Source organism: Vibrio sp. E14 (genome assembly GCF_020515785.1).
Classification (GTDB): domain Bacteria; phylum Pseudomonadota; class Gammaproteobacteria; order Enterobacterales; family Vibrionaceae; genus Vibrio; species Vibrio diabolicus.
The window spans coordinates 779,098-791,752 of record NZ_JAHPJI010000001.1; the positions used below are offsets into that span (position 1 = coordinate 779,098).

At 44.9% G+C, this 12,655-nt stretch carries 10 protein-coding genes; 2 read left to right on the top strand and 8 right to left on the bottom strand.

What is annotated here, in order from left to right:
* Positions 1–78 precede the first annotated feature (78 nt).
* The 7 genes from LIX84_RS03325 to LIX84_RS03355 form a co-directional block, all read right to left on the bottom strand.
* Entirely contained in the window at positions 79–897 is an 819-nt protein-coding gene (locus LIX84_RS03325; protein WP_226420621.1) for an EAL domain-containing protein, read from the bottom strand.
* Between the two features lie 92 nt (positions 898–989).
* A complete protein-coding gene (locus LIX84_RS03330) occupies positions 990–1,910 on the bottom strand; it encodes an amino acid ABC transporter permease (protein ID WP_226420622.1) in 921 nt (306 codons plus the stop codon).
* Positions 1,911–1,991: 81 nt separating this feature from the next.
* Entirely contained in the window at positions 1,992–2,810 is an 819-nt protein-coding gene (locus LIX84_RS03335) for a transporter substrate-binding domain-containing protein (protein ID WP_199804354.1), read from the bottom strand.
* A 9-nt stretch (positions 2,811–2,819) separates the two neighbouring features.
* On the bottom strand, positions 2,820–3,617 hold the full coding sequence (locus LIX84_RS03340) for an amino acid ABC transporter permease (protein ID WP_134645644.1): 798 nt from the start codon (positions 3,615–3,617) through the stop codon (positions 2,820–2,822).
* Positions 3,617–4,351: an amino acid ABC transporter ATP-binding protein gene (locus LIX84_RS03345; RefSeq protein WP_226420623.1), complete on the bottom strand. Its 735-nt coding sequence runs from the start codon at positions 4,349–4,351 to the stop codon at positions 3,617–3,619. Before LIX84_RS03345 ends, LIX84_RS03340 begins: the two co-directional genes overlap by 1 nt.
* A 170-nt stretch (positions 4,352–4,521) precedes the next feature.
* Entirely contained in the window at positions 4,522–5,169 is a 648-nt protein-coding gene (locus LIX84_RS03350; RefSeq protein ID WP_104972557.1) for a lysoplasmalogenase, read from the bottom strand.
* 296 nt (positions 5,170–5,465) lie between these two features.
* Positions 5,466–6,614: an iron-containing alcohol dehydrogenase gene (locus LIX84_RS03355; RefSeq protein ID WP_226420624.1), complete on the bottom strand. Its 1,149-nt coding sequence runs from the start codon at positions 6,612–6,614 to the stop codon at positions 5,466–5,468.
* 206 nt (positions 6,615–6,820) lie between these two features.
* Here LIX84_RS03355 and LIX84_RS03360 point away from each other — a divergent pair, with 206 nt between their 5' ends.
* Entirely contained in the window at positions 6,821–7,702 is an 882-nt protein-coding gene (locus tag LIX84_RS03360) for an AraC family transcriptional regulator (RefSeq protein ID WP_226420625.1), read from the top strand.
* A gap of 277 nt (positions 7,703–7,979) precedes the next feature.
* The gene (locus LIX84_RS03365; protein WP_226420626.1) at positions 7,980–11,144 is read left to right on the top strand and encodes a chitinase C-terminal domain-containing protein; all 3,165 of its coding nucleotides are present in this window, start codon (positions 7,980–7,982) and stop codon (positions 11,142–11,144) included.
* A 98-nt stretch (positions 11,145–11,242) separates the two neighbouring features.
* Here the strand turns inward: LIX84_RS03365 and glgC are convergent, their stop codons facing one another.
* Positions 11,243–12,460, bottom strand: coding sequence for a glucose-1-phosphate adenylyltransferase (gene glgC / locus LIX84_RS03370; protein WP_065646271.1), 1,218 nt, complete (start codon positions 12,458–12,460; stop codon positions 11,243–11,245).
* Between the last annotated feature and the right edge of the window lie 195 nt (positions 12,461–12,655).

The window sequence follows — 12,655 nt, forward strand, 5'->3', positions numbered from 1 at the left end:
TCATCGCCAAGCAAAACCCAAAAGCGCCGAGTATATATCGACGCTTTTTTGGTTTTACTGTATCGTAAGGGGGTAGTGTCAATGCACTGTCGTCTCAATGTTTAGGCTATCGGTCCAGTGATGAATGGCGCAAGGCTTACCTAAGTAAAAGCCTTGGTAATAATCTAAATCAAGTTGATACATCGCTTGCAGCTGCACGTCTTCTTCTACCCCTTCTATGATCACTTTTGCTCCCATATGAGCCGCGAGCTCAACGGCGCTATGTATGGAAAAGGTTTCTCCGGGGCAGTAATCAAGTAGATAGGAGCGATCGATTTTTATGATGTCAGGGCAGAGCTGCTGAACACGTGCGATATCAGAATGTTGAGCGCCAAAATCATCGATAGCAAAGATAAAGCCATTCGCTCTCATTAACTGTACGGCTTTGATCAGTAAATCAGTATCACCGCATGACTCTTCGACTACTTCAAACACCACGCCTGATGGGCTCATACCAAGGTCGGAAAGGCGCTTGTAAAGCAGGCCGTTGTCTTTAAAGCCCATGTCTTTGGTTAGGGTGAGTAGGGTTTGAGGCATGACATTGAGAAACAGTTTGATAGGCGTTCCTGCGAAACAGTGTGCAAAATTTCGAATGTGCATTGCTCTGGATAAAAACTCAACACACAATCGAAAGTAGGGATCGAGGCCATTGTTGGCCAGAAATACATCAGGACGAATTAACGAACCATCAATGCCACGAATTCGCAGTAGAGCTTCCATTCCAATAATACGCTGGTGCTTATCAAAAATCGGCTGATAAACACTGTGAAAAGTGAATTGATTGAGAACTACGTAATATTCACCAAGATCATCTTGCTTAATGTATCGCTCGTAGTCCGATTGATTCTTTAACTCCATGAAAAACGCCGAAAATTTAGCATCTTTTCAATGTAACAGGATGCAATTCTGATTTGAAGATTCAAATGTGTCTAATTACATATACGGTTGAGTTAATTTGAAATGGATTCCGATTTTGCTTCAATGTAGCGAAAAATAAGTGACAACCCGAAACAAATCAAAAAGTAAGCAAGGCCGACAATCAGCCAAATTTCAAAGATATATCCTGATGAGTTTGCCATCTCTGTCCCAACGAAAGTCATTTCTTGTATAGAAATTAGCGAAACGATGGAGGTGTCTTTCACCAAAGAGATGGTTTGACCTGCAAGTGCTGGGGTGATGACTTTGAGCACTTGCGGCGCGATAACGAATCGGTATTTCACCCACCGAGACAAGCCCAATGAATCTGCCGCTTCCCACTGTCCTTGGTCGATACTTTGTAAACCTGCACGCACCACTTCTGCAACGTAGGCAGAAGAGAGTAGGCCGACGCATAACACGCCAGAGGCAAGATTTTCCCAAAGGTTATAAGGCCCAAAAAGAAAGCTCTGTAGCGCATTTGGTTCGCTGTTATAGTTTCGTAGAATATCTTCCAAACCGAGTAATGGGATCAATTGGTTGGAAATGAAAAAGTAGAAGATGAAAACAAACACCAGCGGCGGAATGTTTCTCACCAATTGGATAAACGCATTAGCAGGTGTGCGCAACCAAACGGAGCGAGAGAAGCGCGCTAAGCCCAATAAGGTGCCAAGTACTAGTGCGAAGCTGATGCCCCAAATACTGAGCCTTAACGTCGAAATCAAACCTTGGAAGAAGTAGGGCAAACCACCATCGGCTCTTGGCGTAAAAAGTAGTTCAAACGCCTCTTTCCACTGCCACAAATAATGCACACCAACAGTGGAGCGATGGTACAGCCAAACGCCACCAATACCACAGATAATAAGCAGTACCCAATCTAGCGTGTTTAACCGCGATAGAAAGGAACCTGTGTTGGAATTAGTGGGTACTGTGCGAGTGGTGGTTTGTTCGCCCAAAAATTTGACTCCGATAGATGATGAAAAAGTAAAATGGATGATTGGAAAGTATAGGCTCGCGAAGACCACGAGCCACTCAGATTACTGACCTTGCGCGACTTGATCTTGCCAATCTAATGTCGAGAACCAGTATTCATAACGTTGTTTTAACCATCCATCTTGGGTTCTTGCTTCAATCCATTTATTGAAAAAGGCTTTTTTATCTTCTTCCCCCAAGCGAACTGCAAAGGCTTCGTTACCTTTTGATAATCGCTCAGAGAATGGAAGGAATAGTTTGTCGCTGTGTTTCACTGTCTCATGTTCTGGTTTTGGGCTAGAAGCAATGACCGCGTGGGCGTTACCATTCAGCACCTCTTGGAACGCTTGAGCGTCATCATCAAATTGCAGAATCTTCGCTTTCGGGAAGGTTTCTCTGGCGACTTGAACGGTGAATGCGCCGCGACGGGCCGCTATTTTTACGCGTCGTGAGTCAAAGTCCGAAAACTCGCTAAAACCAGAAGCCAGTTTTTTATTTGCTGCTACTTGAACACCGGAGTGTGAATAGGGTTCAGTAAACAACACGCTTTTGGAACGCTCGGGCGTGACCGACATGCCACCGATGATCACGTCGAACTTTTTCGCCAGTAGTGCGGGAATAATGCCATCCCACGCGGTCGGTACAAATTCCACTTTCAAACCTGAATCTTCTGCTAAGCGTTTGGCAACATCGATTTCAAAACCGATTAACTCACCTTGCTTGTTGCGCATTGCCCAAGGTACAAATGTTGACATACCAACGCGCAAAGTGCCTCGTTCTTTGATTTGATCTACATTGGGTGTGGCAACATCTTCTTTCGCGATTGTAGGCATAGCGATGGCTAGCCCTAATAATGCAGTAATGGTCGCTTTGAATAACTTCATGTTATCTCCTTATAATTTGCGCCAACTGGCTCCGAGTTTGTGTTCTAGCCATGCAGACAAGCCAGACAATGATAGAGTGAGAGCAAGATAAATTGCTGCCACGGTAAACCAAATTTCGAACGGCATTGCCGTCTCTGAGACGATGTTGCGTGCCTGTGTTGTTAAATCAAAAATCGCCATCACGCTTACAATGGAAGAGTTTTTGATCAAAGAAACCACTTCATTGGTCAGTGGCGGTAATGTGCGCTGTAAAACCTGGGGCAAAATTACGTCTTTGTAAGTGTAAGACGGTGATAACCCGAGTGTTTGTGCTGCTTCGAATTGCCCTTTAGGAATACTCTTTAAACCTGCGCGGAATATTTCTGCAGTGTAAGCTCCTTGGAAAAGGGACAAAGCCAAAACGGCGGTGCTGAATCGGTCCAAACCAATCACGGGGCCAAACACGAAGTAGAGCAAATAGATTTGCACCAACAACGGCGTGTTACGTATTACCTCGACATAAGTGGTGCCAATAACATTGCCGACTTTCGAATCGCTAAGCCTTAGTAACGCGGTGACCAACCCCAACACTAAGGTGAAGAATAGGCTAATGGCCGAGATGTTAAGCGTGACCAACAGCCCATCGATAAGTTCTGCCGGCCACCATTCGCCATCTTCATAAAAAGCGATGTAATCAGGTACGCGTTCCCATTGCCATTGATACCCCATAGCGTTGGCACCAGAGTCTAACACCCACACAATCGCGATGAAGAGGAGCGTCATTTGTAGTAAAGCTTGAAGCACAGGTTTGATTACGCGAACTATCATCAGTAACTTAAAATTTGGTTCAAAAATGCTTGGGTTCGTGGATGCTGTGGTGTCTCAAATAAGGCGATCGGTGAGTTCATTTCCACGATTTGGCCTTCATCCATAAATACCACGCGGTTCGCTACTTTTTTGGCAAATCCCATTTCGTGAGTGACGCAAATCATCGTCATTCCGCTTTGTGCCAGCTCAACCATGACATCCAACACTTCGTTGATCATTTCCGGATCAAGCGCCGAAGTCGGTTCGTCAAACAGGAGCAAGCCTGGTTCCATACATAAGGAACGGGCAATCGCGACGCGTTGCTGCTGACCGCCAGAAAGCTGGATGGGATACTTACTCGCTTGCTCTTCAATATTGACTCGTTTGAGGTAATGTCGTGCGCGTTTTTCAGCTTCTTGTTTTGACAATTTGAGTGTGCGAATCGGCGCTAAGGTGAGGTTTTCCAGTACAGTCAAATGAGGAAAAAGGTGGAAGTGCTGGAACACCATGCCGATTTTACCGGGCTTGAGAGATTTTGCGTGAGAAGGCTGGTCAAACACATGAAGTTGACCTTCTTGAATCGATTCAAGATGGTTGATGCAACGAATGAGCGTTGATTTTCCTGAACCAGAAGGGCCACACACCACGACGATCTCGCCAGAATGTACGGAGAAGTTGATATCTTTTAGAGCGTGGTAATCGCCATACCACTTGTTTACGTTGCTAAATTCAACAACAGGAGTGTTCTCTTTCAAAGGGGCACGCTATAAAGGAAAAATATCCTTCTACAATAGCAAGTTGTGCGCATTATTTCATTAAGAACAAGCTTATATTCAGGTTCTAAGATTAAGAACCTGCTCACTTTAGTGTTTGATAAAGTAATGTTTTAAGAATTAGGTACAAAAGCTATTACTAATAAGTCAGTTCAACTGAGATACGGATAACGAACAACGATGGCAACAACGGACATTACCATCAATGTTTGTGCGGAATAGTAGGTCACCATGACGACTTGTCGCGAAAATACGGATCGTCCCCCGAAGCGTTCAAAAGCTAAGACGGTACCAGAAACGATGAAGATAAAGCTTCCGAGCACTGCAAATGAGGACGATTGAGTTTTTCCACTCAAATAATACTCGATAGCAGCCCAACACATGGTCATCAATACCAATATGTAGCTGGCAACCGGGAGCTTTTCTTGACCAAGGTCCGGTCGAAACAACCAATAGAAACATACACCGAGTCCAAATAAAGCAATAGGGAGCCAAGGCGTAAAATGCCAAGCGGACATGATGGTAAAACCGTAGCTATAGGAAAGATGGGCAGAGCAGAAGAGCACTAATCCGGTAATAAACTTATCTCTAGGGAGCATTAATAGTAGATCACCAAGCAACGAGAGCGATAAGCCAACCAAAATCCAATGCGTGTATGGCATATGATAGGCAGGAGACTGGATTAAAATCCCTAACATACAGAGCACTGGTAATGGTTTGGATACGTAGAAGACCCACTTAGGACCTTTACGGATACTGATGATATGTATGAATGCTAATACGACAACAACTAGCCACATAAAATGGATTCTCGAACAGACAAGCTAATGTAGTGGATAACTACAACAAATAAAAGGTCCATTAAATGAGTAAGTTAGACCTTTGAATTCAATTTTATTTTTGTTTGTGTAAAGCTAGACAGTTGTCTCTTTACTGACCTACACGATCAATGAGTTTGTAGGGATTAATCGTTATTTTGAGGAGTTCCCGAATTTGAACGTGATGAAGCTTACAAAATAGCATAAAAAAACGGTATTGTGACCGTTAAGTCACAATACCGTTAAACCCTAGAAAGGGCAGTGAACTGTTTTTGCTGTTAGGCAACAGCGAGTTCTAAAATTTCACGACTACGTTCAAGAGTAATCGCTTGGTTTTCACCGAGAACGGTCATTCCGTGTTTGTTGAGTTGTTCGATGATGGCATCGATCGCTTGTTCACGACTTTCACCATAGTTTTCTAGCTTAGTTGCGACATCAAGTTGATGATAAAACGCTTCGATCGCTTCGATGGTACGTTCAGCAAGGTCGTCTCCAGCTTCAAGTCCAAATACGTTGCGACCCATTTGCTCTAGCTTAGGACGTTTAAATTGCATTTGGTTGCGAAGTAGCGATGGTTGGACGATTGCAAGAGAACGTGCATGATCGACGCCCCATAGAGCCGTTAATTCATGGCCGATCATATGTGTCGCCCAGTCTTGTGGAACGCCACTACCAATTAACCCGTTCAATGCTTGGTTAGCAGACCACATTAAGTTTGCGCGCCACATATCGTCGTCTCGCTCGGCAAACTGTTCTCCGAGTGTTTTTAAGGTTTTCAGCAGTGTTTCTGCATAACCATCTTGAACCATTGCGCCGGTAGGAAGCGTCAAGTATTGCTCACATACGTGTACCCATGCGTCAACAATGCCGTTGATAAGCTGGCGTTCTGGCAATGTTTTCATTACATCCGGGTCTAACACAGCAAATTTAGGCTGTACTGCTGGAGACATGAACGGAAGTTTGTCTTGAGTTTCTTTTTTAGTGATAACTGCGCCCATGTTTGACTCTGAGCCTGTTGCTGGCAGTGTCAAAATTGCAGCTAGAGGCGTCGCTTCAGTGACTTGGTGTTTACCAATCATGATATCCCAGCCATCACCATCATACTTAGATGCTGCTGCTACGTATTTAGAGCCATCAATGACTGAACCACCACCTACAGCAAGAATAAAGTCAACACCATGTTCTTTTACCATTGCGACCGCTTTATCGAGTGTTTCTTTGGTTGGGTTTGGTTCAACACCTGAAAACTCTAGCCATTCATGTCCCTCAAGAGCTTCTGCTACTTGGTCGTACACGCCATTTTTTTTGATGGAGCCACCACCGTATACCACTAAAACTTTTTGGTCGGATGGGATAGCTTCTTTGATTGCTGCTATTTGTTTTTGACCAAAGAAAATCTTGGTTGGGTTTACATAAGAAAAGTTCATTATTAGCCCTCTTGCTTCCAGTGAAGGAGATTGAATACATGCATATTAGTCATGATTGACGATGGTTAACAGGTCGATTTCTGCAAATAATTTGCCTATTTCTACAAAATTAATGCTCTTGAGCTAGAAAGTTAAAGTCGAGAGGAAGTATAGTGCTCGAAACGATAATAGAGACCAAACTCGTTGGTCATTGATGGAGCGCTCTAATGCACACTCTCGCAGATATCATGCAGCAATATGTTGAAAAGCAGGGGCTGCATGACCTAGAAGGTATGAAGAAAACAGCGATAGATGGCGTATGGTTTTATCGCAGTAGCAAAGGGAATCATCGCCAGCCGTTTGTCTATCAGTCCGGCATCATCGTATTGGGTCAAGGGCATAAGAACATTCATATTGGTGATACACCAGTGCAATATGGTCCCGATGATTACCTTGTTGTCGGGGTTCCCATGCCACTAGAGTGCGAAGCGTTTGCGACAAACAATGAGCCTTTACTTGGCATTTCGATAGATATTTCGCCAACGCTTCTTCATAAGCTCGTTAAAAAACTTGAGGCTGAGAAATTCAGTAGTAAGTGTCTGGACGCTACCCGTTGCGGCCTTAAATCGGTACGCATGAGCGAAGGTATGCTGGATGCATGCAAGCGACTAATGAGCGCGTTGTGTAATGAGCTAGATGTTGTCATGCTCGGTGATCTACTTCTTGAGGAAATTGTTTATCGCACTTTGGTAAGCAAAGAAGGGTATGTTTTATTTGACTTAGCACACCAAGAAGGCTCTTACGCTAGAGTGGCCAAAGCACTGAATCGTGTTCATCAAGCGTACCATGAACAGTTGAGCGTACAAACATTGGCAGAAGAAGCCAATATGAGTGTGTCTGCTTTCCATCAAGCTTTTCGCAATGTCACGCTTGAATCTCCGTTGCAATACATTAAGAAAGTTCGACTTAATAAAGCGCGCGAGTTGATCCAGCTGGAGGGGAGACGAGTCAACGATGCCGCGAGACTGGTCGGGTACAAAAGCCTATCACAGTTTAGTCGTGAGTACAAGCGACATTTTAATGAAACGCCAAGGTCAACAAAGGCTTAGTGATCTTTATTTCAAAATAACGACTTTTTTTGCCTTTTTTATTAATTTGCGAGTGACATATTTATTTGATTTATAAAATTAGTTACTGGTGCCAAATAATAGGTACGTTATTGCAAGCATTTAGTGGATTGTTGCGAGGCGGTGTGGAAAACTCGTAAATAGATAGTGTGAAATCACCAACTTGTACTTAAGTTATTTTACGTCGAAATAAAAGTATAAGTGCGCTTTGTTTAGCGCATTTAGTATTGTTTTAACAATAACTTAAGGAAGAGCGATTATGCACCTTAAAAACGGCAACGCAGTGAAAAGCGTGTTCACACTAAGCACTCTCACCGCTTCTTGTCTTATGGCCTTCAATAGCTACGCAGCGGTTGACTGTGCCCCTCTAGAAACTTGGCAATCATCAAAAGTTTATAACGGTGGTGACCAAGTTCAACATGAAGGTAATGCTTACAAAGCACGCTACTGGACGCAAAACAGTAACCCAGCGCAATCTGGTGAGTGGGGCGAGTGGGAAACACTTGGCGCATGTGATGGCACTGGACCGGTTGATCCACCTCAGAATGAAGTCCCGACTGTTACTCTAACATCGCCTTCTGCGTCGGCTTCTGTGATTGCAGGGGATGTTGTTAACCTAGCTGCAGATGCAGCTGATACCGATGGTACTGTTAGCAAAGTAGAATTCTTTGTTGATGGCGTATTAGTTGGTCAGGCAACGTCTGCGCCTTATGCTGCGTCATGGACAGCGACTGAAGGCCAGCACGAATTCTCTACTAAGGCGTATGACGATACAGGTGCAGTAAGCACAGCAAGCGCTGTGACGTTAACTGTGGCACCAGCACAATCTGGTAACGAAGCGCCGACAGTGGATGTTGCACTTTCTGCGACTTCTATTGACTTGGGTGGCTCCGTCACACTGACTGCGAATGCCGCAGATGCGGATGGCACCGTTGCTAAAGTTGATTTCTATGTGGCGGGTGTCCTTGCTGGCACCGCAACAACTGCACCATACACGCTTGATGTAACGCCTTCACAAGCTGGTTCGCTAAGTGTTTATGCGAGAGCAACCGATGATGCCGGAGCAACTGCAGATTCTGCACTTGCGACGTTAACGGTAAACGGTGGTGCGGTGACATCTAACTGTCGCCCTGATGGCTTGTATCAAACAACGGGTGTAGACGTTCCTTACTGTTCTATTTATGACGAAGAAGGTCGCGAGAAAATGGGCGCCGATCACCCACGTCGTGTGATTGGTTACTTTACTAGTTGGCGCGCAGGTGAGGACCCTCAATCGACTTACCTTGTTAAAGATATTCCTTGGGAGCAACTTACTCACATTAACTACGCGTTTGTGAGCATTGGTTCTGATGGTAAAGTAAACGTTGGTGACGTTAATGACCCTAACAACCCTGCTACGGGTAAAACTTGGCCTGGCGTTGAGGTAGATCCTGCTCTTGGCTTTAAAGGTCACTTTGGTGCGCTCGCGACTTACAAGCAAAAACATGATGTTAAAACGCTAATCTCTATCGGTGGTTGGGCTGAAACGGGCGGTCACTTCGATACGAATGGCGATCGTGTGGCTGATGGTGGCTTCTACACCATGACGACGAATGCGGACGGTTCTATTAACCATGCAGGCATCGAGAAGTTCGCAACTTCAGCCGTTGAAATGATGCGTCAGTACAAGTTCGATGGCCTGGATATCGACTATGAATACCCGACATCAATGGCAGGTGCTGGTAACCCTTACGACAAAGATTTCATGGAACCACGTCGTCAGTATCTATGGGCGTCTTACCAAGAGCTGATGAAAGTATTGCGTGAGAAACTTGACGCGGCATCCGCGCAAGATGGCATTCATTATATGCTGACTATCGCAGCACCATCTTCAGGTTACCTACTGCGTGGTATGGAAACCTTCGATGTAACTAAGTACCTAGACTACGTAAACATCATGTCTTACGACTTACATGGGGCTTGGAATGATCACGTTGGTCACAATGCGGCATTATTCGATACAGGTAAAGACTCGGAGCTAGCGCAGTGGAACGTATACGGCACTGCTGCATACGGTGGTATCGGTTACTTGAACACAGACTGGGCTTACCATTACTTCCGTGGTTCTATGCCTGCAGGTCGTATCAACATTGGTGTTCCTTACTACACCCGTGGTTGGCAAGGTGTTACTGGTGGTGAAAATGGCCTATGGGGCCGAGCAGCACTGCCGAACCAAGCTGAGTGTCAACCAGGTACCGGTGAAGGGGAGAAGAACAACTGTGGTCACGGTGCTATTGGTATCGACAACATGTGGCACGATACCGACCCTAAAGGCAACGAAATGGGCGCTGGCTCTAACCCAATGTGGCATGCGAAGAACCTAGAAAATGGTATTTGGGGCTCTTACGCAGCCGCGTACGGTCTTGATCCAGTTAACGATCCTTCGGATAAGTTTGTTGGTACATATACTCGTCATTACGATAGCGTTGCTGTAGCGCCTTGGTTGTGGAACGCAGAGAAGAGCGTGTTCCTATCTACGGAAGATAAAGCTTCTATCGAAGTGAAAGCTGATTACGTTATCGATAAAGAAATCGGCGGTATTATGTTCTGGGAACTGGCAGGCGACTACAACTGTTACGTACTGGATGCAAATGGTAATCGTACGGCAGTAGATGCAACAGAACAAGCTTGTGCAGCTGGTAATGGTGAGTACCACATGGGTAACACTATGACCAAAGCTATCTACGACAAGTTTAAGTCTGCAACACCTTACGGTAATAAAGTCGCGACGGGTCCGACACCAACAGAAGCGGTAGACATTACAGTCAGCGTTGGCGGCTTTAAGGTTGGTGACCAAAACTACCCAATTAATCCGAAGATCACGTTTACGAACAACACTGGTCAAGCGATCCCTGGTGGTACTGAATTCCAGTTTGATATCCCAGTATCAGCTCCTGATAATGCGAAAGATCAATCTGGTGGCGGTTTGAAAGTCATTGCTTCTGGACATACTCGTGCAAACAACATCGGTGGCTTAGATGGCGTAATGCACCGCGTATCGTTCTCTCTACCTGCTTGGAAAGATTTACCAGCGGGCGGTACTTACGAGCTTGATATGGTTTACTACCTACCAATCTCTGGTCCGGCTAACTACTCAGTGATTTCTGGTGGTAAAGAGTTTGCGTTCAAGTTTGAACAGCCAGAACTACCAATTGGCGACCTAAATGCAGGCTCGGGTGATGGTGGTACTACTGAACCTGGTACGTGTGATACGACAGGTTTAGTGACATACCCAGCTTTACCACAAACGGATTGGGCTGGTAACCCAAGCCACGCAAACCAGGGTGATAAGATCATCCACAACGGTGTGGTTTACCAAGCGAATTGGTGGACAGCGGCTGAGCCGGGCACAGATGGTAGTTGGTCAACGGTATGTAACATCTAATCGTTTTTGATTAACTGTTATAGCCTAACGTTAATAGGCTCTTAAACAAAAGCGCACGATGATGATCGTGCGCTTTTTTCGTTGCGATGGTTTGTCGTTTAGTCGAATTGGTAACTTTCGGGTATGACGACAATACCTTTGTCTGAGATTTTAAATCGCTTCGCATCTTCTAGTTTGTTGATGCCAATTTGAGTATGTGGCGGAATACGAACATGTTTATCAACTATGCAGTTGACCAACTGACTTCCTTCACCGACCTCTACGTCATCAAAAATGATGGAATCGACTACCGTGGCACTGTCTTGAATGCGTACGTTAGAGGAAATAATGGAATGCTGTACTGAGCCTCCAGAATTGATGACACCGGTAGCAATGATGGAGTTAATAAAAATACCTTCATTGCCCGTGGCTGACGATACAGTACGAGCTGGTGGAAACTGCGGCTCGTAAGTACGAATCGCCCAATTGGACTGATAAAGGTTCATTGGCGGCATAGGTTCTAGTAGATCCATATTCGCTTCATAGAAGGAATCAATGGTACCCACGTCGCGCCAATAGCAATCTTTATCGACGCGCCCTTTACTGCCACAGAATTGATAAGCGTAAACGGATTCCGTATCAATCAGCTTAGGTATGATGTCTTTTCCAAAGTCATGACTTGATGAATCGAGTTTTGAGTCGTCTTCGAGTGCTTCTTTTAAAACATCCATATCAAAGATATAAATCCCCATGGAAACGAGGCTTCTGGTTTTACTTCCTGGAAGGGTAGGTGGGCATTCTGGTTTTTCTATAAATGAAGTAACTAGCCCGTTTTCTGCGGTGCCCATTACCCCGAATGCTGAAGCATCCTCTACGGGAACATCCATACAGGCAACGGTGAGCTTAGCACCTTTCTCTTTATGCTCTTCAAGCATTGCGGCGTAGTCCATTCGATAGATATGATCGCCGGATAACACAACCACATACTTCGCGTCATTGCGCGATAGTAACCACATGTTGTGATAAATCGCATCAGCGGTTCCTTCATACCATGCACCACCTTTGCGCATTTGAGGTGGAACCGCAGTAATGTACTCGCCAAGCTCTGGATTGAATATTGACCAACCATCTCGCAAGTGTTTTTGAAGTGAATGAGATTTGTATTGGGTCAAAACAAGGATTTTACGTAAACCTGAGTGTAAACAGTTGGTTAGTGTGAAATCTATAATTCTATACTTTCCGCCAAAAGGTACTGCTGGCTTGGTTCTATCATCGGTGAGTGGGCTGAGTCTAGACCCCATCCCTCCTGCTAAAATTACGGCGAGTGCGTCTTCCATATTGTTCCCTTTCCCTTTTTTGCATGCATCAAAACGGTGCTAACCAGGAGGAAGTGGTTTACAGCGCAGGGGTTTTGAAAATGCTTCTGCTGATGTGTTTACTACTGCAAACTTTAGTACAAGATTCGAGCCATAGAATATCTCTTTAAAAATCAAAGGGGTTAAAAGTTCATCGCAAGGCAATTGCACCACATT